The 25998-nt window shown below is 70.0% G+C and carries 20 protein-coding genes, 2 tRNA genes, 1 pseudogene and 1 CRISPR repeat array; of the genes and pseudogenes, 10 read left to right on the top strand and 13 right to left on the bottom strand.

The features are described from left to right. Positions 1–140 precede the first annotated feature (140 nt). Positions 141–3113, bottom strand: coding sequence for a CRISPR-associated helicase Cas3' (gene cas3, locus OG214_RS20470; RefSeq protein WP_405985549.1), 2973 nt, complete (start codon positions 3111–3113; stop codon positions 141–143). A gap of 180 nt (positions 3114–3293) precedes the next feature. Then, positions 3294–3992: direct repeats of the CRISPR family, unit length 28 nt; unit sequence GTCGGCCCCGCACCCGCGGGGGTGTTCC. Positions 3993–4879: 887 nt separating this feature from the next. On the opposite strand from cas3, the gene OG214_RS20465 reads away from it, so the two are divergent. From OG214_RS20465 to OG214_RS20450, 4 genes are all read left to right on the top strand, one after another. Then, positions 4880–5044 carry a hypothetical protein gene (locus OG214_RS20465; protein ID WP_363081596.1) on the top strand — a complete coding sequence of 55 codons (165 nt, stop codon included), beginning with the start codon at positions 4880–4882 and terminating at the stop codon, positions 5042–5044. Positions 5045–5152: 108 nt separating this feature from the next. Then, positions 5153–5446 (top strand): Dabb family protein, encoded by a 294-nt coding sequence (locus OG214_RS20460; RefSeq protein ID WP_363081597.1) that lies wholly within the window; start codon positions 5153–5155, stop codon positions 5444–5446. 176 nt (positions 5447–5622) lie between these two features. Further along, positions 5623–6453, top strand: a complete 831-nt coding sequence (locus tag OG214_RS20455; protein ID WP_363081598.1) for an RNA polymerase sigma factor SigF — start codon at positions 5623–5625, stop codon at positions 6451–6453. A gap of 232 nt (positions 6454–6685) precedes the next feature. Next, positions 6686–7552 (top strand): RNA polymerase sigma factor SigF, encoded by an 867-nt coding sequence (locus OG214_RS20450; RefSeq protein WP_363081599.1) that lies wholly within the window; start codon positions 6686–6688, stop codon positions 7550–7552. Between the two features lie 280 nt (positions 7553–7832). Here OG214_RS20450 and OG214_RS20445 read toward each other — a convergent pair whose 3' ends face one another. Further along, complete coding sequence (locus OG214_RS20445; RefSeq protein WP_363081600.1) at positions 7833–8042, bottom strand: hypothetical protein; 210 nt, start codon at positions 8040–8042, stop codon at positions 7833–7835. 447 nt (positions 8043–8489) lie between these two features. Between OG214_RS20445 and OG214_RS20440 the strand changes: the two genes are divergently transcribed. From OG214_RS20440 to OG214_RS20425, 4 genes are all read left to right on the top strand, one after another. Then, positions 8490–8990, top strand: coding sequence for a MarR family transcriptional regulator (locus OG214_RS20440; protein WP_363081601.1), 501 nt, complete (start codon positions 8490–8492; stop codon positions 8988–8990). Positions 8991–9014: 24 nt separating this feature from the next. Continuing rightward, a complete protein-coding gene (locus OG214_RS20435; RefSeq protein WP_405985548.1) occupies positions 9015–11636 on the top strand; it encodes an MFS transporter in 2622 nt (873 codons plus the stop codon). Between the two features lie 155 nt (positions 11637–11791). After that, positions 11792–12709 (top strand): YceI family protein, encoded by a 918-nt coding sequence (locus OG214_RS20430; RefSeq protein WP_363081603.1) that lies wholly within the window; start codon positions 11792–11794, stop codon positions 12707–12709. A gap of 38 nt (positions 12710–12747) precedes the next feature. After that, entirely contained in the window at positions 12748–13215 is a 468-nt protein-coding gene (locus OG214_RS20425; protein WP_363081604.1) for a PPOX class F420-dependent oxidoreductase, read from the top strand. 87 nt (positions 13216–13302) lie between these two features. On the opposite strand, the gene OG214_RS20420 is transcribed toward OG214_RS20425, so the two are convergent. From OG214_RS20420 to OG214_RS20380, 9 genes are all read right to left on the bottom strand, one after another. Further along, entirely contained in the window at positions 13303–14160 is an 858-nt protein-coding gene (locus OG214_RS20420) for a TetR/AcrR family transcriptional regulator C-terminal domain-containing protein (protein ID WP_405985547.1), read from the bottom strand. Positions 14161–14524: 364 nt separating this feature from the next. Next, complete coding sequence (locus OG214_RS20415) at positions 14525–16705, bottom strand: ArnT family glycosyltransferase (protein WP_405987557.1); 2181 nt, start codon at positions 16703–16705, stop codon at positions 14525–14527. A gap of 2 nt (positions 16706–16707) precedes the next feature. Next, positions 16708–18111 carry a glycosyltransferase gene (locus OG214_RS20410; protein ID WP_405985546.1) on the bottom strand — a complete coding sequence of 468 codons (1404 nt, stop codon included), beginning with the start codon at positions 18109–18111 and terminating at the stop codon, positions 16708–16710. A gap of 26 nt (positions 18112–18137) precedes the next feature. Further along, on the bottom strand, positions 18138–19949 hold the full coding sequence (locus OG214_RS20405; protein ID WP_405985545.1) for an ATP-binding protein: 1812 nt from the start codon (positions 19947–19949) through the stop codon (positions 18138–18140). Between the two features lie 164 nt (positions 19950–20113). Beyond that, entirely contained in the window at positions 20114–20869 is a 756-nt protein-coding gene (locus OG214_RS20400) for a response regulator transcription factor (protein WP_363081609.1), read from the bottom strand. 123 nt (positions 20870–20992) lie between these two features. Next, positions 20993–21907, bottom strand: a complete 915-nt coding sequence (locus OG214_RS20395; protein ID WP_405985544.1) for an amidohydrolase family protein — start codon at positions 21905–21907, stop codon at positions 20993–20995. Positions 21908–21958: 51 nt separating this feature from the next. Beyond that, positions 21959–22867, bottom strand: coding sequence for a DUF2797 domain-containing protein (locus OG214_RS20390; RefSeq protein WP_382850904.1), 909 nt, complete (start codon positions 22865–22867; stop codon positions 21959–21961). A 44-nt stretch (positions 22868–22911) separates the two neighbouring features. Beyond that, positions 22912–23304 carry a hypothetical protein gene (locus OG214_RS20385; protein WP_363081611.1) on the bottom strand — a complete coding sequence of 131 codons (393 nt, stop codon included), beginning with the start codon at positions 23302–23304 and terminating at the stop codon, positions 22912–22914. A gap of 265 nt (positions 23305–23569) precedes the next feature. Further along, positions 23570–24271, bottom strand: coding sequence for a hypothetical protein (locus OG214_RS20380; RefSeq protein ID WP_405985543.1), 702 nt, complete (start codon positions 24269–24271; stop codon positions 23570–23572). A gap of 244 nt (positions 24272–24515) precedes the next feature. On the opposite strand from OG214_RS20380, the pseudogene OG214_RS20375 reads away from it, so the two are divergent. After that, positions 24516–24725 (top strand): annotated as a pseudogene (locus OG214_RS20375) (site-specific integrase); the annotation flags it as partial. A gap of 78 nt (positions 24726–24803) precedes the next feature. Here the strand turns inward: OG214_RS20375 and OG214_RS20370 are convergent. Both OG214_RS20370 and OG214_RS20365 read right to left on the bottom strand, forming a co-directional pair. Continuing rightward, positions 24804–24876, bottom strand: a tRNA-Arg gene (locus OG214_RS20370). A gap of 196 nt (positions 24877–25072) precedes the next feature. Next, positions 25073–25163 (bottom strand) — tRNA-Ser (locus OG214_RS20365). A 199-nt stretch (positions 25164–25362) separates the two neighbouring features. Here OG214_RS20365 and OG214_RS20360 point away from each other — a divergent pair. Further along, entirely contained in the window at positions 25363–25866 is a 504-nt protein-coding gene (locus OG214_RS20360; RefSeq protein ID WP_405985542.1) for an SSI family serine proteinase inhibitor, read from the top strand. Positions 25867–25998: the final 132 nt, after the last annotated feature.

The following is a 25998-nucleotide window of genomic DNA, read 5'->3' as shown; positions in this document are numbered from 1 at the left end:
AGTTACCGAATCATTGGCCAAAGGTCTATATGGTTCCGTGAACAGCCAGGCAGATTCTCTTACCGCCCGGCTGAGGTGCCGTCCCCGAAAGGACGTTCTCGTGCGAGGCGGGCACGGAGGGTCCTTTCCCTCACACGTTCTTATCCTCTGGTCCCCGGGACCGCGCCTTCCTCCACCAGTCCCAAGTCCCTCTCGTAGCGCACTCCCCGGTCGGCGAGAACAGTCCGGCGCTGGGCGTCGAGGACGAGCGCCGGGCTGTAGCAGAACCGGGGATGACCGAGCCAACCGGGCAGCGGGGCCAGTTCCTGGGCCACTGCCGCCGTGTAGCGCGGGGGAAGCCGTACCGTCCCGCCAAGAACGTCGTCCAGCAGAGCGTCCGGCACATCTCCGTTCATCGTCAGGGGACGTCCTGAGAGCGTCCGGTACGTCTCACCGTCCTTGAGCACCACGATGACCTCCGCGCCGGCCTCACCGTCACGAACGACGGCGTCGAGATCGGTATCACGGCCCGCGCCTGGCACCGAGGCGTAATGCAGGCCCGACAAGGTGCCCCCTTCTCTGTCGCCGCGCCGGGTCAGGAGATATCCGGCCGCCGCCTCGATGCGCTTACGCTGCTCGTCCTCCCACCGCAGACGAGCCGCTTCCACATCCCCCCGCCACGCCGGCGGCACTCCCTCCTCGCCGGCCCCGTAACCGGCTGCGACCAGTTCGGGCACCTGCCCCGGAATGCTCCACCCGTTCGCGCCGTCCGCGGCAGTGAACAGGTGCGCGGCCGTACGGAGTAGCAGATGTCGTCCGTAGATGAACTCGGACCCTCCCAGAAACCGCGGCGCAGGACGGTCGAGTGCCACGGCGATGTTCTCGGAGCCGGCCATCTCCGGCGTGCCGTCCGCACCGGCGAAACCGGTGATCACCACGCGTGGCTCGGCCAGTCGGCCGCCGCGCTCGGTCCCCTGGTGCCGATGCAGGCGGCCAACACGCTGGAGGAGCAAGTCGATCGGGGCGAGATCAGTGATGAGGAGGTCCGCGTCGACATCGAAGGACTGCTCGGCGATTTGAGTGGCGACCACAATCAGCCGCGCCGGTCGGGCCGATGGCTGGTCCTTCTTCTGTGCGCCGAGCAAGCGCAGGCATTCAGCCGTCCGATCGGCGCGCGGACCGACCGCGATGCGCCCATGCAGCAGGAGCACATCATCACCGAAGCTCTTACGGAGTTCGGAGTAGAAAGACTGCGCACGGTCGACGGTGTTACGGATCACCAACGCGCAGCCACCGTCGGCAAGCGCGCGGCCGAGGTACGTGGCGACCGCTGCATTGGCCTCCGCCATTGCCGCTTCCCGCTGTTCAGGTACTGCTCTCGGGCCGGGGACCGTCTCCGCCATGAGTTCGACCGTGATGTGCAGGTCGTCACGCCAGCCCTCGCATGTATCGACGTCGAAGCGCGGACCGGAGCCGTCCTGTGCCATCCAGGTAGCACTGACCGAGGGATAGCCACGCGGCTCGGGCAGCCCGTCGGCCGTGAACTCCTCACGGGACGCGGCACCGGACAGATAGGCATCGATCAAATCGCGACGCTGCTGAGGAGGGAGAGTTGCGGACAGCAGGACCACGGGTACCTCCGCCTGGCCAAGCCATCGAAGGCCCTCCATGAGGAACTGCGACATGTAGATGTCCGAGGCATGGACCTCGTCCAGCACGACGACCTTCCCGGCCAGCCCCGCCATACGCAGCATCACGTGTTTGGTCCGGGTCGCCGCGAACAGCAACTGGTCGATGGTCCCCACTACGAACGGGCACAGCAGTCCGCGCTTGGCACCCAGAAACCACTCCGCGGGCCCCCGTTGCGACGACCGCACCGGGTGCCCTCGCTGCGTGGCCACGCCCTCCCCGTACAGATCGTCGTCCCCGCACTCGCCGTACTCGTCGATCCCGCCGAACCTGCTCTCGGGACCCTCCGTCCCTCCGTCCAGCAGGTCCCGCCATTCCTTGTTGAACATCCGCTTGCCATGAAGCAGGGCGACCTGTGAAGCCAGCTCTTCGTCCACAGCGGCGGCCCACGTTCTGACCTGCCCGAACATCGGATCGCTCGTGGACTGTGTCGGCATGCCGACGAACACGCCGTCCGCGCCAAACTTCGCCGCCAGGATCTCAGCCGCCATCAGCGCGGCCTTCGTCTTCCCCTCCCCCATCGGCGCCTCGACGACCAGCAGGCCAGGGGCCTGCATCCGCCGCGCCGCCTCCATGACCATCGTCTGAGAGACGCGCGGCCCCTCCCCGAACCGGTCCTTGAATGCCTCCGGCCCCGGCTCAGCCAGGCGACCCCAGCCACCGCGGAGACGCAGCGCGACCCAGGCGCGACCCGCTCGGTCCCGCGCACGGTCGATGGTCACCCTCGCCAACGTGTCAACACCTCTGAAGTGCTTCTCGTCGCTGGCGATCCAGTCCGCCATCACGATGAGCCCGCTCACATGCAACTGCGCCGCTCTCGAAGGCACGCATGACGGCTCGACATCAGCGAGGTCACGAAAGCCCAGTTCCTGGGTGAAGCGCTGGACCAGGGCCGCCTGCGCCTCGGGCCAACGCCCGCCGCCGGCCAACTGCCCCCGTGCCCTGGGCGTCGGCTTCGTGGTGGTCCAGTCGGGGAAGGCACCGTGATGACCCGCCGCCAACGGCCATACCCAGTCCACATGTTCATCGCGCCAGTCGGCACTCGACAGCAGTCCTCGCAGCAGATATCCGCCCGCCCGGTCATGCCGCCACGTGCATCGCGAGATCGCGGAATCAGACCATCCCAGTCCGGCCGCCCGTACCGCCTCAGCCCCCTTGGGCCACATCCGTTGGAAAGCGGGCGTCGCCTTCCCACAGTCATGAACCCCGCACAACCAGGCAAACAGCCGCCGCCCCCGACCCACCCCACCGGCGATCCCATCCAGGTTGCGCCTGGTGGACGGTGCGAGAAATCCGTCCCACATGCGCTCGGCGACCGCCGCCGTGTCCAGAAGATGCGACAGGAGGAGGTTCATCGTCCCGCCGGCTTTCTCCTCAGACTTCCCCCACAGCACACCGAGGAGGTCGTCGCAGCCCCTACCCGATTCCAAGTCCTCTCCGGACACCGCTCCCCCTCTGCTCAGTAAGCTGGTTGGGCAGCCTAGGTGCCAATACTGACAATGGGTGGGGATTGACCGCGTTTGCTCCCTTCTGCTCGCTACCGACACAACGCCAACCGACGCCTCCGCAAAACCCCACTGAATGAAACTGGCGCCCCCTCCGAATAAAGACGCAGGTCAGCAAGCGTCGGCCCCGCACCCGCGGGGGTGTTCCCGGGATTGCCGCCGAGACCATGTGGAACGTCTGGTCGGCCCCGCACCCGCGGGGGTGTTCCGGCGCGGGAGGCCCGGCGGCAGAGCGGGAGTACGTCGGCCCCGCACCCGCGGGGGTGTTCCGTACGACGTGTTCTGGCTCGTCGGCGACCCGGCGTCGGCCCCGCACCCGCGGGGGTGTTCCTCCCCTTCCGGCCCTTGGCGTGTGCACGCTAAAGTCGGCCCCGCACCCGCGGGGGTGTTCCGCCGAACGACCTTCGGTACGCGTTCCTCTTCGAGTCGGCCCCGCACCCGCGGGGGTGTTCCCCCCCGCCGGGTGCCCGCCGATTCGGCCGGCACGTCGGCCCCGCACCCGCGGGGGTGTTCCTCTCTGCGTCCGTCAACGGCCTTTGCTCACTCAGTCGGCCCCGCACCCGCGGGGGTGTTCCCTCCCCCGCACCGCCGCCGACCAGTACCGTGCCGTCGGCCCCGCACCTGCGGCGGTGTTCCTTCGACCGGCTGCACCACCATTGCGCACTGCGCGTCGGCCCCGCACCCGCGGGGGTGTTCCTCCCGTACGCGGTCTGCCCGCCCTCGCAACGCGGTCGGCCCCGCACCCGCGGGGGTGTTCCGGCACGCCACGCCTCGGTCTCCTCCACGTCGTGGTCGGCCCCGCACCCGCGGGAGTGTTCCTTGTGAAGAGCCGCTGTACCTCCCCGGCGAGGAGTCGGCCGGCACCCGCGGGGTGTTCCCGCTGGCACGTGGACCAAAGTCACCCAGGCAGCGTCGGCCCCGCACCCGCGGGGTTGGTCCTCGCCTCCGCGACGAGGCACTGCGTGTCCGGCGGTAGTCCGCGCAGGGTGTTCCCCACCTACAGACCAGAGTGGTAGTGACGTCGGGTCGGCCCCGTGCCCGAAGGGACATCCCCCGCGACGTGCCCGAGATGCCCGAGATGCTGCCGCCAGCTTCGCGCGTACACGGTTGACTCCACCGAACCCCTCGGCCCGGCTGATATATCGATGACGCCAAGACCGAGCCACCCGAGCCGGCCCGCCACTGATCCGAGGGCCCGGGAATAGCCATCAAGCAATGGGGCAAGTCCAGGCCCTCAGCCCGCGTCACCCCACACATCAGTTACACAGTGCGACCATCCGTGAGGATCGATCCACACCCATCAAAAGCAATATGGAGGAGCCTCCAGCGGTATCAGGGGTACAGAAGCGACGGCCGTCACCCAGCCGGATCAACCGCCGGGAACGCAGGCGAAAGACGCCGACGGAGCCATACACGCCGTGCGGCAGGCACGTGTCGCGTGGGAAGCGGCAGAGGTCGGTTGCGCAGGGCGCGGCAGGTCGCGGCGGGACAGAGACCGGGTGGTATGTCCCGCCCTCGGGGAAAATCGCAGGTGAAACGGGTCACGTGAGCGGGTCGAATCCCTCCGCTGCTGGTCTTGGGAGGGGCCCGGTGCAGTGCGTCGGGGGGCTTTCGGTATACGTACGGGTACGGCCTCCGAGCATTGGCGTTCATACGGTTAGACTCTCGCGCGATTGCACTGGGGACGGCAGGGGAGGAAGCGACCCATGGGGCAAGTGAGAAAAATCGTGCTCTACGCGCTCGCCGTGTTCGTGCTGTACACGATCATCACGTCCCCGGCTCGGGCCGCCGATCTCGTCCAGGTAGGGTTCGAGGGCATTTCGAGCGCCGCCCAGGGCGTCGGTGAGTTCATGTCCGAACTCATCAAGTAGCCGAAGAACGGCCGGAAGACGGCTGTACGAACCTGCAACCCCCGCGCCGCACGAAAGCGGCCGTACGGGAGCACCCTGCGGCCAGGCCCGTCCCCCAAGGAGTGCCCCTTGATCCGCCACCTGGTCCTCTTCAAGCTCAACGAGGGCGTCTCACGTGACGAGCCCCGGGTGATCGCCGGCGCGCAGGCCTTCGAGAAGCTCGGTGAGCAGATCCCCGAGCTGGAGTTCTGGGAGTGCGCCTGGAACATCAGCGATCGGCCGATCGCCTATGACTTCGCCATCAACTCGGCGGTCTCCGACCAGGATGCGCTCCAGCGCTATCTGGGCCACCCGGCCCATCAGGCGGGCGTCGGCCAGTGGCGGGAGTTCGCCACCTGGGTGATCGCCGACTACGAGTTCTGAGCCCTCCGCCTCCCCTGCCCCACACCTTTTCGGTGTGGGGTTTTTGGCTATTTCGCCTCAACTTGCCGTCAACACGGTTTTAACCGGTGCTTGCGCATAGCGGACATGTCTTGTGATGCTATGACCGCTTTTGACGGATGAGTTGACGTAGTCGACCACAAAGGGGTGGCGTGACCGTGCCGGCCAGTACAGCGCCTCAAGTGCCGCCCCAGATCGAGACCGAGCCACGCCCCGCCGCGCAGAGCCGGGGCGCGGACACCAGGGCGCTGACCCAGGTGCTCTTCGCCCAGCTCAAGGACCTGGAACCGGGCAGCGAGGAACACACCCGGGTGCGGGGGGCGCTCATCGAGGCCAATCTGCCGCTGGTCCGCTACGCCGCCGCCCGGTTCCGCAGCCGCAACGAGCCCATGGAGGATGTCGTCCAGGTCGGCACGATCGGTCTGATCAACGCGATCGACCGGTTCGATCCGGACCGCGGTGTGCAGTTCCCGACCTTCGCGATGCCGACGGTCGTCGGTGAGATCAAACGGTACTTCCGCGACAACGTACGGACCGTCCATGTGCCGCGCCGCCTCCATGAGCTGTGGGTCCAGGTCACCGGCGCCACCGAGGACCTGACGACGGCCCACGGCCGCTCTCCCACGACCGCCGAGATCGCCGAGCGGCTGAAGATCTCCGAGGACGAGGTACTGGCCTGTATCGAGGCGGGACGCTCATACCACGCGACCTCGCTGGAGGCCGCCCAGGAGGGCGACGGACTGCCCGGCCTGCTGGACCGCCTCGGGTACGAGGACCCCGCGCTCGCCGGCGTCGAGCACCGCGATCTGGTCCGCCATCTCCTCGTACAACTGCCCGAGCGGGAACAGCGCATTCTGATGCTGCGTTACTACAACAATCTGACGCAGTCGCAGATCAGCCAGGAGCTGGGCGTCTCACAGATGCATGTGTCAAGACTGCTGGCCAGAAGCTTCGCCCGGCTCCGATCCGCAAATCGGATCGAGGCGTAACCCGGGCGGCTGGACCGCTCGACACCCCCTCCCCGGCCCAAAAGCTGTAAACCCTCCCTTTCCCGGGCAGATCCGGTCCCTACTTGTCGACAAGTCACTACAGCGTGTTGCCGACATGTGACATTCTGCTGGAACCGCGTTTGCCGCAGTCCCGCCGCCGGTATTCAGGTGGAGGCTGCGTTCCACCGACGGGAGCGGCCGACGCGACCGTCCGCGACCTCAAGGGGGTGGCATGTCCGTAGAACAGGGCAGCTCGAAGGTGCTCACGCTCACGAAGAGCGCTCCCGCGCCCGATGCTCTCGACCATGTGGCGCAGCCGCGTGTGTCCCAGCCGGAAGCCATCGACACCCGCACTCTGTCCCGCTCCCTGTTCCTGCGGCTCGCCGTGCTCGACCAGGACAGCCCGGAGCGCACTTACGTACGTGACACCCTCATCGAGCTGAATCTGCCGCTGGTGCGGTACGCGGCGGCGCGGTTCCGCAGCCGCAACGAGCCGATGGAGGACATCGTCCAGGTCGGCACGATCGGCCTGATCAAGGCGATCGACCGGTTCGACTGCGAACGCGGCGTGGAATTCCCGACGTTCGCGATGCCGACGGTCGTCGGCGAGATCAAGCGCTTCTTCCGGGACACCTCGTGGTCGGTGCGGGTGCCGCGCCGGCTCCAGGAGCTGCGTCTCGCGCTGACCAAGGCCAGCGACGAACTGGCACAGAAGCTCGACCGCTCGCCGACCGTTCCCGAACTCGCCTCCGTACTGGGCGTGTCGGAGGAGGACGTCGTCGACGGCCTCGCCGTGGGCAACGCGTACACGGCGTCCTCGCTGGACTCGCCCTCGCCCGAGGACGACGGCGGGGAGGGCTCGCTCGCGGACCGGCTCGGCTACGAGGACATGGCGCTGGAAGGCGTCGAGTACCGCGAGTCGCTCAAGCCGCTGCTCGCCAAACTCCCGCCCCGCGAGCGGCAGATCATCATGCTCCGGTTCTTCGCGAACATGACGCAGTCACAGATCGGCGAAGAGGTCGGCATCTCGCAGATGCATGTCTCGCGTCTGCTGACCCGTACGCTCTCGCAGTTGCGTGAAGGGCTCATCTCGGACTGAGGCCCGGGGACCCCGCCCTTCGTCCGGTGGGCCGGACGAAGCTCCGGAGAGTTTTCCGGACAACGCTCCGGGCGGGGTTCCGAATCGACGATCCGTCCGTCGAACCGCCGGCGGACCATCGGCCGACGCGACGAACCGCCGACAGATCATCGGTCGGCGCGAACGATCGGCGCGAATGGCCCACGTGCACGGCCGGTGCGAACGATCAGCGTGAACGGCCGACGTGAACGATCAGCGTGAACGGCCCACGTGCACGGCCGACGCGAACGGTCGTAACGGCTCAGCCGAGGGCCAGCCAGCCCACGACGGCCAGGACCACGACCACCGCGACGATGCCGACGATCAGTCCGACCTTCGGCCCGCCCTGCTGCTGAGGCGGCTGCCTGCGCTGCGGCTCGCCGTCGTCGACGAACGCACGGAACATCTGGGTGCTGCCCGCGGGGTCGGGAGTGCCCTCGGGGCCCTGTGGGGCATGGGGGTTGTGTGCCATACGGCAGGACCCTAGCGAACACCGGGACCCGGCCCAACCCCGGGCCCGCCGCCAACTGCCCCGTATTCCGCGCCGGACGCGCCACTCGGACACCGAACGCCCGTTAAGTCCTCGAACGCCCGTTCATGGATTCCCGGACGCCGCCGCCTCGACCTCGGATGCCGCTGCCTCGACCTCGGACGCCCCGCCCCAACCCGGACGCCACCACCTCGCCCCGGACGCCTCCGCCTCGACCTCGGACGCCTCCGCCTCGATCCCGGACGCCCCTCCTCCCCGTCGAGGACCGCTTTTCCCAGGCCGGGAGCCGCCGCGCCGGGCATTGACCCGCGCCATGCGAAGCCTTTTGGGTTCCTTTACTCCACTCGGCCCGATTTCATTTGCCTGTAGCAACCAATGGCTTCTATGGTTCTATGGTTGCCCCAAGCAACAAGATGTCGGGAGGGTCCCATGGCCGCACAGAGTCAGTACGCGGAGCTGGCCCGTCAGCTCAGTGCCGTCAGCGCTGTCAAACGGAGTCTGGCGCGCATCCTGCCCGCCGACTGCCCGGGAGGCTCGGCCGCCGTACTGACCCTGCTGGAGCGGCACGGCGAGATGCGGATGAGCCGCCTCTCGGAGCTGCTGGCCGTCGACATGTCGGTGACCAGCAGGCATGTCGCCCATGCCGCGCAGCGCGGCTGGCTCGAACGGTCCGCGGACCCCGCCGACAAGCGCTCGCGCATCCTGCGGCTGACACCCGCGGGACAGGACCTGCTCGACGAGCTGGCCCGGCGGACGACCGAGATGTTCGCGCGCACGCTCGACGACTGGACCGACGACGAGGTGGGGCAGCTCAACGCGCTGCTGGAACGGCTGTGCCGAAGCTTCGGCGACGGCCGGGACCGGCGCCTCGACGTTCCGTACACCCGTACACCCATGCGGCGGGAAACGCCCGTACGGCACCACACCTAAGACGACGCAGGACTAAGGAAACCAATGGCTACGACCACACCAGCGGGTGTGCGGGGCGGCCACGCCAAGCATGGAGGCGGCCCCACCGTCACCCCCGGCACGCCGATGACACACCGCCAGATCATGGAGGCCCTCTCCGGGCTGCTCCTGGGCATGTTCGTGGCGATCCTCTCGTCGACGATCGTCTCCAACGCGCTGCCCGAGATAATCTCCGACCTCGGCGGCGGGCAGAGCGCCTACACCTGGGTGGTGACCGCGTCGCTGCTGGCGATGACGGCGACCACTCCCCTCTGGGGCAAGCTCGCCGACCTCTTCAGCAAGAAGCTCCTGGTCCAGATAGCCCTGATCATCTATGTCGGGGGATCGGTCGTGGCCGGCCTCTCGCACAACACCGGGATGCTGATCGCCTGCCGGGTGGTCCAGGGCGTCGGTGTCGGCGGTCTCTCCGCCCTCGCCCAGATCGTCATGGCCGCGATGATCGCCCCGCGCGAACGGGGCCGCTACAGCGGCTACCTCGGCGCGACCTTCGCCGTAGCCACCGTCGGCGGCCCGCTGCTCGGCGGTGTCATCACCGACACCTCGTGGCTGGGCTGGCGCTGGTGCTTCTACGTCGGCGTCCCGTTCGCCATGATCGCGCTGGTGGTGCTCCAGAAGACGCTGAAGCTCCCCGTCGTCAAGCGTCAGGTCAAGGTCGACTGGTCCGGTGCCTTCCTCATCAGCGCGGCCGTCTCGCTGCTGCTGGTCTGGGTCACCTTCGCGGGCAACAAGTACGACTGGATCTCGTGGCAGACCTACGCCATGCTCGGCGGCTCGGTCGCGCTCGTCGGGCTCTTCGTCCTCGTCGAGTCCAAGGCCCACGAGCCGATCATCCCGCTGCGTCTCTTCCGCAACCGTACGATCACGCTGGCCTCGCTGGCCTCGCTCTTCGTCGGTATCGCGATGTTCGCCGGCACGGTCTTCTTCAGCCAGTACTTCCAGCTCGCGCGCGACAAGTCGCCGACGATGTCCGGTGTGATGACCATCCCGATGATCGGTGGTCTGTTCCTCTCGTCCACCGTCTCCGGCCAGATCATCACCAAGACGGGCCGCTGGAAGATCTGGCTGGTCAGCGGTGGTGTGCTGGTGACGGCGGGGCTCGGAATGCTCGGTACGCTCCGGGTGGACACCCCGTACTGGCACATGGCCGTCTATATGGCTCTGATGGGCCTCGGCGTCGGCATGATGATGCAGAACCTGGTCCTGTGCACCCAGAACCAGGTCTCCCCGAAGGACCTCGGGGCCGCCAGCTCCACCGTCACCTTCTTCCGCTCCCTGGGCGGTGCGATCGGTGTCTCGGCGCTGGGCGCGGTGCTCGGCAACCGGGTCACCCACTACGTCAAGGACGGACTGGCCGACCTCGGCCCGCAGGGTGCGGCGCTGGGCCACGCCGGAACGGGCGGCGGCGCCATCCCCGACCTGGACACGCTGCCCGTCCCGCTGCGTGGGGTCATGGAGGCGGCGTACGGCCACGGTGTCGGCGACGTCTTCCTCTACTCGGCTCCGGCGGCTCTGGTCGCCCTGCTGCTGACCCTGTTCATCAAGGAGGTCGCGCTGAGGACGCGCTCCGGTGGTGAGGCGTCGGAGGCGGGTGCCGCGGCCGCGGTCTCCGAGGCGGCCGGCGACGGCGCGGTCTCCGAGGCGGCGGGCTCCGAGGCTGCGGGCGGCGGGGTCTCCGAGGCGGCCGGCGACGGCGCGGTCGAGGCGCCCGTGCCTGTCGGGGCCGTCGCGGCACCCGTGGCCGCCGCCGTCGAGGCGCCCGCCGCGGTCGCCGGGACACCCGGGATACCCGGGATACCCGCCCAGAGCACCGGTCCGGCCGAGGCCATGACCGCGTCGCTGTACGGCACCGCCGTACGGGGTGTGGTGCGTACCGCCGAGGGCGCCTCGGTGCCCGGCGCGGCCGTCACCCTGATCTCCCTGGCCGGACGCCAGCTCGCCCGCTCGGTCGCCCAGCCGGACGGCGGCTATGTCCTGGACGCCCCGGGATCGGGCTCGTACGTCCTGATCGCCTCCGCCGACGGATTCCAGCCGCAGGCGTCCACGGTGGTCGTCGGTGACGAACCGGTCGGGTACGACATCCTGCTCTCCGGTACGAGCGGTCTGGCCGGGACCGTGCGCGCGGCGGCCGGCGGGCTGCCGATCGAGGGCGCGATGGTGATCGTGACCGATGTGCGCGGCGATGTGCTGGCCACCGGGAAGTCCGTCGAGCAGGGCGAGTTCTCCTTCGGGGAGCTGGTCCCCGGATCGGTGACCGTCGCGGTGAACGCGACCGGCTTCCGGCCGCTGGCGCTGCCGGTGGAGATCGGCGGCCAGGGAGTGACCCGGATCGAGGCGCTCCTCCGGTCGGGCGCGACGGTCCAGGGCATCGTCAGGGCGGGCGCCGCCCGACGGCCCGCGCCGGACGCCCGTGTGACGCTGGTCGACGCGGCCGGGAACGTGGTCGCCACCGCGACGACCGGGGACGACGGGGCGTACGCCTTCGCCGACCTGGACGCGGGCGAGTACACGGTCATCGCGACGGGATACCCGCCGGTGGCCGGCGCGCTGACGGTGACCGGGCGCGGTGCCGACGGGCACGACATCGAACTCGCCCACCCCGGCGAGTAGCTCCGTCACGAACGGGCCGGACGGAACGGACGGGCTCCGGTGGCGGGGTGGCGGGGTGGCGGGGTGGCGGGCAAGGTACGGCCCGCTCCCGCGCCCACCGGGGCCCGGTGTTCGTTACCAGTGAGCCAGTGAAAAAGAGCAGGGAGGGAAGCGGGATGGGGCTTCGCGGACAGGTGAGGACACGGGACGGCTGGGCCGTCCAGCACGCGATCGTGACCATGACCGATATGACCGGCGCGCAGGTGCTGCGGGCCGGGGCCCGGGAGGACGGCTCGGTACGGGCCGACGTGGCGCTGGCGCCGGGCCCGTACACCGTCGTCGTGACGGCCGTCGGATATACGCCCGTCGCCTCCACCGCACTGGTGACGGCGGGCGGACGGGCCGAGGTCGGCACGGTGGTGCTGGCCAGGCAGGGCGGGGCCGAACTGCCGCCGCCCGGCATCTGGAGCATCGACCCCGCGCACTCGTCGGTGAGCGCGGTGGCGCAGCATCTCGGGATCTCCAGCGTGCACGGACGGTTCAAGGAGTTCGGCGGACGGCTCGATATCGGCGACCCGGCCGACGGCGGGGGCGCGGGCGGAGAAGGCGCAGCCCAAGCAGGCGGAGAAGGCGGGATCGGGGCAGGCGGGGTAGGCGGGATCGGGGCAGGCGGCGGGCATGAGCACGCGCGGGTCGACGCGGTCATCGCCGCGGCGAGCATCGACACCGGCAACGCGCTGCGCGACAAGCACCTCAAGTCCCCCGACCTCCTGGACGTCGAGCGCTTCCCCGAGATCACGTACAGCAGTACGGGACTGACCCCGGCGGGCCCCGACCGCTGGACGGTCCACGGCCGGCTGTCGCTGCACGGAGTCGTACGCGAGGTGGACCTGGATCTGAACTATCTGGGCACCGGGCCCGACCCGTGGGGAGGCGTACGGGCGGCCTTCCGCGCGACCACGGAGCTGAGCCGTGAGGACTTCGCCATGAACTACAACCAGGTGGTGCGGGCCGGTATCTCGGCGATCGGGGCGACGCTGCGGGTGGAGCTGGACATCCAGGCCGTACAGGGCGAGAGCCTGCCGGTGGCGTAGGCCGGGCCCCGGCGGCCGGACATCGTAGGCTGCGGACCATGGCACCCAACATCGCAACCAACACCGCCGTGGACCGCGACGAACTGCTGGAGTTCGTACGCCCCCGGCACCGGGCGATCCTGCTGACCACCCGCTCCGACGGCCGCCCCCAGGGCTCCCCGCTCACCTGTGGCGTCGACGACTCGGGCCGTATCGTCGTCTCCACGTACCCCGAGCGCGCCAAGACGCGCAACGCCAAGCGGGACGAGCGGGTGAGCCTGATCGTCCTGTCGGACGAGTGGGACGGTCCGTGGGTACAGATCGACGGCACCGCGGAGGTGATCGACTCTCCGGAGTCGGTCGAGCCGCTGGTCGAGTACTACCGGAACATCGCGGGCGAGCACCCCGACTGGGACGAGTACCGCGGGGCGATGGTGAAGCAGGGGAAGTCCATCATCCGTGTCACGCCCGAACGCTGGGGCCCGCTCGCGACCGGCGGCTTCCCGGCCAGGCTGGCCCCGCAGTAGCCGCAGGCGGGCAGCCGCCGACGCGGTGGAGGGACTCCTCTCGGGAGGGGTCTCGCTCTCGGGTCGAGGTCCCTGTCGGGAGGGGTCTCAGGCGCGGGCGCGCATCGCCTCGATGCCCGCGACGAGGAGTTCGAGCGCGAACGTGAAGTCCCGTTCGCGCATCTCCGCCACCGTGTCGCCGCCCCGCGCCGCCATGATCTCGTCCGCGTCCTCGAACGACGTCCTGAACCGTGGCTGTTCGCTGATGGCCCCCATCGCCTGCCGGAAGTACTCGTCCTGGCTCAGGCCCGCGTCGGTAGAGCGCTGTACGAAGTGGCCCTCGATCGTGCCGAATCCGTACACGAACTGGAAGACCGCGGACAGGGCGCCCATCTGACCGTGCAGGGCCAGGCCCGTACGGCGCATGACCGACTGGACGGCGGCGGAGAAGGCCGTCGAATGCGGGCCGATGTTCAGATACCTGCCGATGAGCGGGGAGACCCAGGCGTGACGGACCAGCACCGTCCGGTAGCTGACGGCCAGTTCGCGCAGCTGGTCGCGCCAATCGGCGCTCTCGTCCGTCAGATCCGGCACCTGGACCTCGCCGAAGACGGAGTCCAGGGCGAGTTCGAGGAGATCGTCCTTGGTGTCCACGTACCAGTAGAGGGACATGGCGGTCACACCCAGCTCCGCGGCCAGCCGCCGCATGGAGAACTTCGCCGGCCCCTCCGCGTCGAGCAGCCGTACGGAGACGGCGGTGATGCGGTCACGGTCGAGTCCGGCGGGCTGCCCCGTCGACGGGCCGGGTGACGGGTCGGCCGACGGATCCGTGGAGGGCCCGGCGGTTGGCGGGTCCGTGGGCCGGGCGGCCGAGCGTTCGCTCCTGCGGCCGCGGCCCGCGGGCTTACCCTCCAGCCACACGCTGATACGGGTCGGCCGCTTGGCTCGATCGGCTTCCGACACCATGGGTGAGCCTCCTCGGTTCCCTCCGGCCGGACATGACCGGACTCCTGCTGCTGCCCGGCCCCGACCAGGACCGGCTCCGGTGGCCCGGTGACGGGTCGGCCCGCCACCGGGAACCGGAAGCCGGAATCCGGAAGTCCGGCCGGAGTCGATGCTATGCCGCCCCTGAGGGAGAGTCTGCCCGCGCTGCCCCGTTTGTCCACCCGGCCTGCTTCACCTAGCGCGGCAGCTGCGCGTGCGGCCCGGCAGACAGTCCAACTGGCCGCCGGACGTGGCGAGTCCGGCGGCCGGTGAGCCGACGATGAACAGGGCGAGACCCGCGATCAGCGGTTTCTCGCGGCCGTAGCTGTCGGCGGTGGACTTGAGGTCAGGTCGTCTTCTGTGTGAGGTCGTAGAGAGTCGTGCCGTCCACGGTGACCTCCTTGAAGGTGGCCTCGACCCAGGCGGTGACGGCGGAGTTGCCGCCGCCGGGACCGCCGCCCCCGGGGAGGAAGTAGTGGATCTTCCCGTCGGTGACGTACTGCTTGAACTGGGCGAGGGTCGGGGACGGATCGCTGCCGTTGAAGCCGCCGATCGCCATGACCGGTTTCTCGGTGGCGAGTTGGTAGCTCGCGGCGTTCTGGGAGCCGATGGTGGCGGCTACCCAGGTGTAGGCCGAGGCGTTCCGGGTGAGGGCGGCCTCGACCTCGGAGCTGACGTTCTGGCCGTTGAGCAGACCGGCCATACCGCCACCGCGACCTCCCGCGCCGCCGCCGAATCCTTGTGGCATGGCGCTCCGTTGGCCGTTCTGGAGCTGACCGTTCCGGGACTGGCCGTTCTGCTGGGGCGGTTGGGCCTGCCGGCCGCCGGCCGCCGGGGGCTGACCCTGGCCTTGGCCCGTTGCCTGGCCGGGCCCCTGCTGTCCGGGAGCACGCGTACCGCCGCCGGGACCATCGCCCCAGGCGCCTCCACCTCCGCCACCGCCACCACGAGCACCGCCACCGCCACCGCCGAATCCGCCGCGCGCCGAGGCGGGACCCGCGGTGACGATCGAGCCCGCGTGCGGGGTGTTCACCGTGGTCAGCGTGTACGCCAGTGGCCCGGCCAGCGAGGCCGCGGCCCCGAGTCCGGCCGCCGCGAGCGCGAGCCGCCGTCCGAGCCGTACCGCGCAGAGCAGTCCCACCGCGGCCGCCAGACCGCCGATGAGCACCGCCCAGCGCAGCCAGGGCAGATAGTCCGGGGTCCGGCCGAGCAGGACGTACGCCCAGACCGCCGTTCCCGCCGCCGTCACCGCCAGCGTCACCGCCGCCTGCGGCCTGGCCCGTTCCTCCCACAGCACCGTCACACCCATACCGACGAGCGCCGCGACATACGGTGCCAGCGCCACGGTGTAGTACTCGTGGAAGATCCCGGCCATGAAGCTGAAGACCCCGACGGTCATCAGCAGCGAGCCGCCCCAGACGAGGAACGCCGAGCGTGCCGTGTCCGTACGGGCGGTCCGCCGGGTGATGACGAGTCCGGCGACGAGCAGCAGCAGCGCGGCGGGCAGCAGCCAGGAGATCTGGCCGCCGACACTCTCGTTGAACATCCGGCCGATACCGGTCTCCCCCCAGCCCCGGCCGCCTCCTCCGCCACCGCCACCCGCGCCGCCGCCGGGCGCTCCGCCACCGCCGACGCTCCCGGTCTCATTGCCGTTGATCCGGCCGAGGCCGTTGTAGCCGAAGGTCAGCTCAAGGAACGAATTCGTCTGCGAGCCGCCGATGTACGGGCGTGAGGACGCGGGCCACAGCTCCACGATCGCGACCCACCAGCCGCCGGAGACGATCACCGCGAGCCCGGCGAGCGCGAGCTGTCCCAGCCTGCGGCGCAGGGACGCGGGCGCGCACACCGCGTACACCAGCGCGAGCGGCGGCAGGATCAGAAACGCCTGGAGCGTCTTCGTCAGAAACGCGAAGCCGACCGCGACCCCCGCCCACACCAGCCACTTGGTCCGCCCGGCCTCCAGGGCGCGCAGTACGCAGTAGAGGGTGACGGTCATCAGCAGGGCGAGCAGCGCGTCCGGGTTGTTGAAGCGGAACATCAGCGCGGCGACGGGGGTGAGCGCCAGCGCCACGGCGGCGATCAGTCCGGCGGTGGCGCTGAAGCGGCGGCGTACGGCCGCGTACAGCACCGCCACCGTGCCGACGCCCATCAGCACCTCGGGTACGAGGATCTGCCAGGACCCGAGTCCGAAGAGCCGTACGGACAGGGCCATCGGCCAGAGCGCGGCCGGGGGCTTGTCCACGGTGATCGAGTTCGCGGCGTCGGAGGAGCCGAAGAAGAAGGCCTTCCAGCTCTCGCCGCCGGCCTGGACGGCGGCGGAGTAGAAGGAGTTGGCGTAGCCGGAGGCGCTCAGATCCCAGAGCTGGAGGAGCGCGGTGGCCAGGAGGACGGCGAGCAGGACCGGGCGTACCCAGCCGGCGTCCTCGGGCCTGCCCCGCCAGAAGCGGGCCGTGTGGCCGGAGCGGCGGTGATGGCGTCCGTCCGCTGCCGCCGACGACGACGGGAGGCCGTCGGGCTGAAGAGTCATGGTCATCGTGCGTCCCTCGGATCGAGAGCGGCGGGCCGGTCGGAGGAGGAGGCGGCGGCGGAGGAGGACTGGTCGTAGCGGGTGGGCCGGACGTTCGCCGTGGGCCGGTCCGTTCCCGATACCTGGTCCGCTTCGGATGGCCGGTCCGCTGCGGGTGGCTGGTCGGTGCGGCGGTCGGGGAAGACCCAGGCGCGCAGCAGCAGGAAGCGCAGCACCGTCGCCGCGAGATTGGCGGCGATCAGCACGGCGAGCTCGGTGGAGTGCGAGGGGGCACCGGAGGCCGCGTCCAGGGCCGCCAGCGAGCCGCTGGTCAGCGTGAGTCCGATCGCGAAGACGACCAGGCCCTGGGCCTGATGACGGACGGCGCGCTCCCGGCCCCGTACCCCGAAGGTGAGCCTCCGGTTGGCGGCGGTGTTGGCGACCGCGGAGACCAGCAGAGCGATGGCGTTGGCGAGTTGTGGACTCGCCATGGTGCGGAAGAGGGAGTAGAGCAGAAGATAGAAGAGCGTGGAGAGGGCGCCCACGACACAGAAGCCGACCAGTTGCCTGGCGAGCCCGCCGGGAACCCCCCTGATCCGGCGATCCCTCGGGTCATCCCCGAAGGGCCTTGCCAGCCGGTCCAAAGGCAGCGCGCCCACCGCCAGTGCCCGCCCCACCCGCCAGACCCCCTTGAGATCCTCGACCGCCGTGCTGACGATGTGCACGCGGCTGTCGGGGTCGTCCACCCAATCCACGGGCACCTCGTGGATCCGCAGTCCTGCGCGTTCGGCGAGCACGAGCATCTCGGTGTCGAAGAACCATCCGGTGTCCTCGACCATCGGCAGCAGCCGTTCGGCGACCTCACGCCGTATGGCCTTGAAACCACACTGCGCGTCACTGAAACGCGCGGAGAGGGAGGACTTGAGAATGAGGTTGTACGCCCGCGAGATGAACTCGCGCTTGGGTCCGCGCACCACGCGCGACGAGCGGGCCAGTCGGGACCCGATCGCCAGATCGGAGTGCCCGGAGATCAGCGGGGCGACGAGCGGGAGCAGCGCGTTCAGGTCGGTGGACAGGTCCACGTCCATATAGGCGAGGACGGGCGCGTCGGAGTGCGACCAGACGGTACGGAGCGCCCGGCCACGGCCCTTCTCCTCCAGGCGGTACGCCCGCACTTCGGGAATGGTCGCGTCGAGCCGGGCCGCCACCTCGGGCGTGCGGTCGGTGCTCGCGTTGTCGGCGACGGTGATGCGGAAGCTGTAGGGAAAAGTGCGGACGAGATGGGCGTGCAGGCGTCGCACACAGGGTTCGAGGTCCTGCTCCTCGTTATGGACGGGAATGGTCACATCGAGCACGGGAGCATCGGTCACCTCGACCGGGAGATGCTCCCGGGCCGGCAGCGTGCTCCGTGGGGGGTCGGTTCGCATGGCGTCGACACTCGCCGCGGGCGCTGTCACGCCTGTGTGGTGAGGCTGTGCCCTGTCTGTGAGTCGTGGGGGGACTGCCGGAATCCGTACGGGGAGGGCCCCAACCACGCCTGCGGGCAGGGCTGTTGAGCGGGCTGATACCGCGCGGGGGAAGCCGGAAGGCATACGGCGAAGACGGTCCGGCCGGGCACGCTCCGTACGTCCACGGTCCCGCCGTGCGCGGTGACGACCGCCTGGACGATCGCGAGCCCGAGACCGGTGGAGCCGGCCGCGCGGGAGCGTGAGGCGTCGCCGCGCGCGAAGCGTTCGAAGACATGGGGGAGCAGCGCGGGCGGGATGCCGGGACCGTCGTCCTGTACTTCGAGGACGACGGAGGAGCGCTCTGCCAGGAAGCACCCTGCCAGGGAGTTCCCTGCCAGGCCCGGACGGACCAGGCCCGGACGGACCAGGCCCGGACGAGCCAGGGCCGGACGAGCCAGGGCCGGACGGGCCAGGGCCGGTCCTGCGTCGCTTCTGCGGACGCGCGCGGTGACAGTCGTACCGGGAGGTGTGTGCGTACGGGCGTTGGCGAGCAGATTGACCAGCACCTGATGGAGCCGGGAGGCATCGACCTGCACAGTGGCGGCGGGCGCGTCCGGTTCCGGCAGTTCAAGGCGCCAGTGGTGGTCCTGTCCGGCGGCCCGTGCGTCACTGACCGCGTCCACGACAAGAAGGGAGAGATCGGTGTTCTCGTACGAGAGGGGGCGTCCGGCGTCGAGCCGCGCCAGCAGCAGCAGATCCTCGACCAGTCCGGTCATCCGTTCCGCCTCGGACTCGATACGTCCGAGCGCGTGCCGGGTGTCGGGGCCCGGCCGCTCGCGACCGCGCCGGGTCAGTTCGGCGTAGCCCCGGATCGAGGCCAGTGGTGTCCGCAGTTCATGACCGGCGTCGGCGACGAACTGCCGTACGCGCATCTCGCTCTCCTGCCGGGCGGCGAGCGCGGATCCGACATGGCCCAGCATCCGATTGAGCGCGGCACCGACCTGCCCGACCTCGGTGCGGGGGTCGGCCTCGGCGGCCGGGACCCGTTCGAGAGGCGCCACCTCACCGCTGTGCAGGGGGAGTTCGGAGACCCGGGTGGCGGTGGTGGCGACCCGTCGCAGCGGTCGCAGCGCGATACCGACCAGGACGCCGCCCGCGATCCCGGCGGCGAACAGCCCGGCCACGGTGACGCAGATCTCCACGACCACCAGGGTGTTGAGGGTGTTCTGCACTTCGGTGAGCGGTATGCCGACGAGGAAGTCGCCGTTCTCTCCGGTGACGTACTCGATCCGGTAGTCGCCCCGGCCGGGCAGCATGACGGTGTGCGGGTCCTCGTCGCGCGGGACGGTGGCGAGGGCGGCGGTCTCCGCCCGGGTGAGCGGTCGGTCCGCGATCGGCGGCCAGGACTCGTCGGATTCCTGGAGAAAGCTGACCACGGCCCGGCTGATGGTTCCGTCGGCCGCCACCACCGCGCCGACGGTCCCGACGGGCGCACCGCCGCCGCTGACGATCCTCAGCGGGTCCTTGCCACCGAGGACGGCTCCGCCCGGCCCGTCACCACTCGGCAGCCCGTCACCGACCGGCAGCCCGTCACCGCTCGTCGGCACACCCCCGCTGACCTGGCCTTTACCGTTCACCGGACCATCACCGACCGGACCGTCACCGACCGGACCCGCCTTCGGCGGCCCTGAGGCCCGTCTCGCGATGGAGGTCACCTGCGAGTCCAACTGGTCGTACAGATACGAGCGGAACGCGATCGTCGTCACCGCCCCGATGACCGCCGCCACCACCGCGATCAGCGCGACGGCCGAAACCACGAGCCGGGTCCGCAGGGACCAGCGCCGTCGGGGCGCGCCTCTCCTGGCCCCCGCGCCCGTACCTCTCCCGGCCCACGCACCCTTCCCGGCCCACGCGCCCAGGCCTTCCCGGACGCCCGCGCCCTTCCCGGTCCGCGCGCCCTTCCCGGCCCGCGTCCTCGTACTCATCGGGGTGCGTCGGCGGGCTCACCGGGCTTGATCAGATATCCCGCCCCACGCCGGGTATGGATCATCGGCGGACGTCCGGCGTCGATCTTCCGCCGCAGATAGGAGATATACAGTTCGACGACATTGGCCTGACCGCCGAAGTCGTAGGACCAGACGCGGTCGAGGATCTGCGCCTTGCTCAGCACCCGGCGCGGATTACGCATCAGATAGCGCAGCAGCTCGAACTCGGTCGCCGTGAGATGGATGGACTCCCCGGCACGGCTGACGTCATGACTGTCCTCGTCCAGCGCCAGATCGCCGACGACCAGCAGCGACTCACTGCGGACGGCCGCCGCGCCGGACCGCCGGATCAGTCCCCGCAGCCGGGCCACGACCTCCTCCAGACTGAACGGCTTGGTGACATAGTCGTCGCCACCCGCGGTCAGTCCGGCGATCCGGTCCTCCACGGCGTCCTTGGCGGTGAGGAAGAGCACGGGGACCTGGGGCAGTTCACGCCGTAGCCGCCCCAGTACGGCCAGCCCGTCCATGTCGGGCAGCATCACATCCAGCACCACCGCGTCGGGCCGGAAGTCCCGCGCGGAACGCACCGCGCCCGCGCCGTCGGCGGCGCTGCGCACCTCCCAGCCCTCGTACCGCAGGGCCATGGAGAGCAGCTCGGTGAGCGAGGTCTCGTCGTCGACGACAAGGACACGGACAGGACTGCCGTCCGGCCTGAGCATTTCGGTGCGCCCGCGGGGCGAGGTGATGGTCATGCTGGTCAACCCTGCGGAGTGCCTCTGAGAGCCCTCTTTCCGAACCCTGTGAATTCCCTGAGAAAGGTGGGTACGGGCGCCAGGGCGACGCGCACGGCCAGGGCGACGCGTACGGGCGGGGCGTCAGAGAGAGTGGCCAGAACTGTCCGGCCCGGAATCATCCAGCCCGAAGAGCCTGACTCCATTTCCGTGACAGACCGCGCGCAGCCACTCCTCCCCCAGCTCCAGCCGCTCCAGGGCCTCCAGTTGGTGGAGATACGGATACGGAATGTTCGGGAAGTCGGTCCCCAGCAGGATCCGGTCCCCCAGATCCGCCAGCCGTCCCCGCGCCTCGCCGGGAAAGGGCGCGAAGCGCTCGCTGAAGTCCGTGAACGCCATGGTCGTGTCCAGTCTGACCTGTTCGTACCGCTCGGCGAGGGCCAGGAAGTCCGAGTACTCCGGCATCCCGAGATGCGCGACGATCAGCGGCAGCGCGGGGTGGCGTGCCAGCAGCCGCGCCACCGGTTCCGGCCCGGTGTGCTTGCCGGGCGCGGGTCCCGAGCCGCAGTGCACGACCACCGGGACCGCGGCCTCGGCGAGCAGTCCCCAGACCGGGTCGAGCCGCTCGTCGTTCGGGTCGTACGCCCCCACCTGGAGGTGCGCCTTGAAGATCCGCGTGCCGCCTTCGACAGCCTCGCGTACGTACGACTCGACGCCCTCCTCCGGGAAGAACGTGGCCGTGCGCAGACAGTCGGGCGTACGGGCGGCGAACTCGGCGGCCCAGCCGTTCAGCCACCGCGCCATGCCCGGCTTGTGGGGGTAGAGCATCGAGGTGTACGCCCGTACGCCGAACGCCCGCAGCAGCGCGACGCGTTCGTCCTCCTCGTGCCGGTAGGTGATGGGCCACTCCCTACCGGTGAGCGGCCCGGCGGCGTCGAAGTAGGCCCACACCTTCCTGAGCACGCGCTCCGGCATGAAGTGCGTATGGACGTCGACGAGGCCCGGCAGTCCGGCCCGCGCCAGAAACGCCCGTACGCCCGCGCTCTCGTGATCATCCATCCCGGCAACTCCCCTTCCCGCGACCCGACGAGCTCGGACCACCCGACGAGCTCAGAACAGCCCATCCTGCACATCCCCGCCGGACAGCCCGCGCACGGGTACGGTGATCGCGCCCCCGCTGCCCTCCGTACCGCCTCCCTCCCCCGGACCGACGAGCTCCCAGCCGGTCATCAGCCGGGTGTCGAGGACCACGAGCCCGCCGTCCGCCGTGGCGAGATGCAGATCGGGCCCGGCGGCGGCGACCAGCCGCCCCACGACCTGCCCGCCCTCCACCAGTTCACTCACCACACCGGTCGCCGGGGGCAGCCCGTCCAGCCCGAACACCCCGGCGTGGTCCACCGCCGTGAACGCCACCCGCTCCAGCGACTGCGGCCACCCCTCCAGCGCGACGGCCCGCCCGTACAACTCCTCGATCTCGGCGGCCCGTTCCGCCCGCGGCGGCAGCGCGGACCGTACGGCCCGCTTCCGCGCGTACGGGATACGGTCCGGCACCCCCAGTGCCGTACGCAGCAGCTCCTCGGTCCGCCGTGCCGCCATCAGCGGCCCCCGCCCGAGCCAGCCGAACACCACGGCCCCCTGCTCCAGCAGCCGCGCCGGCCCCCGCTCCTCGGCGGTGATCCCGACCTTGACCATCCCCGGCCCGAACCACGCGAGATAGACGCGATAGGTCCGCGGATCATCGGCGACGGTATCGGCGGCCACGGAATGGGCCCGGTCCAGCCGCGCGCACTCGGCACACAACCCGCCGGTACTCCGTCCCCCGATCACCGCTCCCAACGGACACACATTCCCCCGGGCCCCCGGACATCCGCGCACCCCGACGACCCGGAACCCCAGCTCAAGCCCCCGCTCCAGCCCCCTTACCCGCCGCTCGCTCCCCCGCCCCCACACCAGCCCGGCCCCGTCCCCGCCCCACCGGATCCCCCGGCAGACCCAGCCCCCACGACGTCGCTCACTCACCACCACAACGCTCCACACACAAGACGCACGCCGGCCGGCCCCGATCAGTCGCCGGAAGCACCCCAGAAGTAGATCTCCCGCGGCTCCCCCCGCTCATCGTGCAGCACCGCGCACCGCCCCCGCCAACGCGCGTACGCGAAGGCATCGAACTCCGGCACATGGGCACGCGTGGGCTTCGACGTACCCAGAACCCGGAGCGCCTCCTCCTCGGTCACCGGTTCCAGCGTGTTGTAGTCCGCGTACTCGCCGGGACCGAGGATCCGGAAGACATCCAGGATCGAATGCGTCCCGGCCTCCTGCACGATCTCGTCCGCCCACAACTCCTCGAAGCTCTCCGGCCACGGATCACTTCCATGCACCCAGTAGTAGTCCCGCTCCTCGAACACCTTGCGCCGCAGATCCTCGAACGCCGCTTCCAGATCCTCCTGATAAGGCACGGTGTAGTCCCACCCCGACGCACCCAAAACAAGCCCCTCCTCATCCCCACGAACCGAACAAGAAGGACGCTAACAACCCCCACTGACAACGCCCCCGCCCCTTCGCCGGTGTACGGGGCAACGCGAGGCCCCCCGGACTTCTCAGGACGCCGACAGCGCGCGCCACGCTCGTACGGCCACCCCGCGAGCCGCCTCTTGTACCTCTCACCTGCCGCGGTGGTCCGCCCTGCCGCAGTGGTCCGCCGGTGGGCCGTGCGCGTATCGGTCAGAAGGGAGGTTCGAGATCGCCACGGCCATCGCTATGTGGCCCCCAGTCCCAGGGCTCCTCCCGGAAAGACTCAGGGCCGGGGACGTCGTGGCCCCATGCTTCGAGTGCCTTCCGGGCAACACGCCGGTTGGGGTCGTCGCTGCTGGTGTCCAGGATGGCGCGCGCGTGCACGGCGAGGTGATCGCGGTGCTCGGCGAGCGCGGGGTGCTCGGCGAGGATGAGCGCGGCGACAACGGCGGCTTCGCGCACGTCCTCGTGGCTGTCTCGGAGGAAGGGCGCGACGGCCCGGTAAAGCATCGGGCGCAGGTCCCGGAAGGCCGCCACGATGGTGCCGGGGGTGAGGAAGCCAGGGAAGTACTGCTCCGTGCGGCCCACAATCTCGTCGGAGGCGTCGTAGGCCGTGGAAACCAACCAGTTCAACAGCGTCGCGCGGACGGGGACGTTGCGATAGGGCCGGAGGGTCATGGCCGCCGGGTGGGTGAGGATGCCGGCGACATACATGGCGACGGGGGCGGTGGCCTCGTAGATGGTGTTCTGGTGGCCGACCAGCTCACCCAGCTCCGACAAAGCGGAGACCTGAACCTTGGGATCGGGCTCCAACAGCCGTGCCAGAACCCCGGGAAGGTCCTCACCGCTCCCGAAAGCCGTCTGGAGCGAATCCCAATCAGTCTCCGCCAGGACTACCTGGTAGGGCGGCAAGTCAGGCTCGTGGGGCGCCCCAGCGTTGGGAAGGCCGTGGTTCACAGGCCAAACCTAGACCAGACTTCTGACACGATCCCGTCCGGGAGCTCCCCGCGCACGCCACTACGCGCCCGCAGTCGGCGACGGCGCCCCCTCCATTCCCGGTGCCGGCCGATCCCCCCGCCGGAGGCATTGCCTTGACCGCGGGCCGCTCTACGCGGTGTTCGCCTCATGGCCTCCAGGCCCTATCCACGTGTGGACGCGCGCCGGGCCTCGGGTCATCCCGTTGCGGAATACTCGCCACACATGCGGCTCGCTCTTGGCCGCCCTGAAGGTGCACCCGAAGGTGGCGCGACGCATCCTGCGGCATTCGCAGATCGCCATGACGATGGAGGTCTACGCCGAAGCGAGCGAAGAGGAAGTGCGCGCCGCGATCGGCAAGCTGTCCGACGCCATGGGCGGTACCGGCTGACGCGGTTGCTGTACTTCACTGCTGTACGGCACGACAAAGCCCCCTCCGGAATGATCCCGAGGGGGCTTCGACCTGCTGTGCACTCGGCAGGATTCGAACCTGCAACCTTCTGATCCGTAGTCAGATGCTCTATCCGTTAAGCTACGAGTGCTCGGCGTTCCGGGCTTTTCTTCCCGGTCGGCGTTGCGGGAACAACATTACATGACCCGTGGCGCCAGGTGAAATCCATTGTCCATACCCACCCTGACCTGCGGAAATGACCCGAATCGACATCGGTGGCGGGCGCGGGGCGAGGGCTGGAACGGCCGAAGCCCCGTCCTGGTGGACGGGGCTTCGGTGATCTTGCGCGGAGGCGGAGGGATTTGAACCCTCGATGGGCTTTAAGGCCCAAACCGCATTAGCAGTGCGGCGCCATAGACCGGACTAGGCGACGCCTCCAGCACACCCGCGCGGGCGCGAGTGGTGCGTGCAGATGATGACACAGCCAGGTGGGGTGTCACCAATCGCTCCTCACGGTACTAGGCGGGTGGGGCACAGAGCAAAGCCCTTACGGGTGCGCAACGCCGGAGCTTGACGCGCGTTAGAGATGCCGGGACGCCGTCCCCGGATCCGTAACCCGTTCAGGAGCTGAGCTTCCATGCCGCGTCGCCTCGTCCTCACCGCCGCCGCCTCCGTGGCCGCGTCCGCCGCCGCGCTGGGCGCCCTAGCGCCCGCCGCCTTCGCCGGCCCCTCCGACCGCGCCTCCGCCGCCGTACCGGCCTCCTCCTCCCCGCGGCTCACGCCGGCTCCGCTGCCGCCGCTGAAGGCGCCCTCCGACCGGATCACGATCACCGTGTCGGACACCGGGACCGCGGCGGCCGACGGGACGTTCAAACTGACGTGCGGGCCGACGGGCGGGACACATCCCCGGGCGCGGGCCGCCTGCGACCGGCTGGCCAAACTCTCCGGCGAAGGGCGGGACCCGTTCGCGCCGGTGGCCCCCGGCGCCATGTGCACCATGCAGCACGGCGGCGACGCCACCGCCCGTATCGCCGGGACCTGGCGCGGCCACCGCGTCAACGCCGCCTTCAACCGGAAGAACGGCTGCGAGATCGCCCGCTGGCGCACGCTGGAGCCGGTCCTCCCGAACGCCAAGTTCTAGACCTCCGCTGCTGGCCGGCGTCCTGTGTTGGCCTGTGTGTTGGCCTGTGCCCTGTGTCGGCCGTGTCCTGGAACGGCTACGGCGGGTCGCGGATCGCAGCTCACAAGTCGCAGGTCGCGGGTCGCCCGTTCT

The sequence above is a fragment of the Streptomyces sp. NBC_00872 genome (assembly GCF_045161915.1).
Classification (GTDB): domain Bacteria; phylum Actinomycetota; class Actinomycetes; order Streptomycetales; family Streptomycetaceae; genus Streptomyces.
The sequence above is the reverse complement of the archived record's forward strand: the minus strand, read 5'-3'. Positions and strand labels throughout refer to the sequence as shown.

Bases quoted from the DNA above. Each gene is read 5' to 3' on its own strand.
- OG214_RS20465 (WP_363081596.1), top strand. From the start codon at position 4,880: ATGGGGCAAGTGAGAAAAATCGTGCTCTACGCGCTCGCCGTGTTCGTG.
- OG214_RS20450 (WP_363081599.1), top strand. From the start codon at position 6,686: ATGTCCGTAGAACAGGGCAGCTCGAAGGTGCTCACGCTCACGAAGAGC.
- OG214_RS20445 (WP_363081600.1), bottom strand. From the start codon at position 8,042: ATGGCACACAACCCCCATGCCCCACAGGGCCCCGAGGGCACTCCCGAC.
- OG214_RS20440 (WP_363081601.1), top strand. From the start codon at position 8,490: ATGGCCGCACAGAGTCAGTACGCGGAGCTGGCCCGTCAGCTCAGTGCC.
- OG214_RS20435 (WP_405985548.1), top strand. From the start codon at position 9,015: ATGGCTACGACCACACCAGCGGGTGTGCGGGGCGGCCACGCCAAGCAT.
- OG214_RS20430 (WP_363081603.1), top strand. From the start codon at position 11,792: ATGGGGCTTCGCGGACAGGTGAGGACACGGGACGGCTGGGCCGTCCAG.
- OG214_RS20425 (WP_363081604.1), top strand. From the start codon at position 12,748: ATGGCACCCAACATCGCAACCAACACCGCCGTGGACCGCGACGAACTG.
- OG214_RS20420 (WP_405985547.1), bottom strand. From the start codon at position 14,160: ATGGTGTCGGAAGCCGATCGAGCCAAGCGGCCGACCCGTATCAGCGTG.
- OG214_RS20415 (WP_405987557.1), bottom strand. From the start codon at position 16,705: ATGACTCTTCAGCCCGACGGCCTCCCGTCGTCGTCGGCGGCAGCGGAC.
- OG214_RS20410 (WP_405985546.1), bottom strand. From the start codon at position 18,111: ATGCGAACCGACCCCCCACGGAGCACGCTGCCGGCCCGGGAGCATCTC.
- OG214_RS20400 (WP_363081609.1), bottom strand. From the start codon at position 20,869: ATGACCATCACCTCGCCCCGCGGGCGCACCGAAATGCTCAGGCCGGAC.
- OG214_RS20395 (WP_405985544.1), bottom strand. From the start codon at position 21,907: ATGGATGATCACGAGAGCGCGGGCGTACGGGCGTTTCTGGCGCGGGCC.
- OG214_RS20360 (WP_405985542.1), top strand. From the start codon at position 25,363: ATGCCGCGTCGCCTCGTCCTCACCGCCGCCGCCTCCGTGGCCGCGTCC.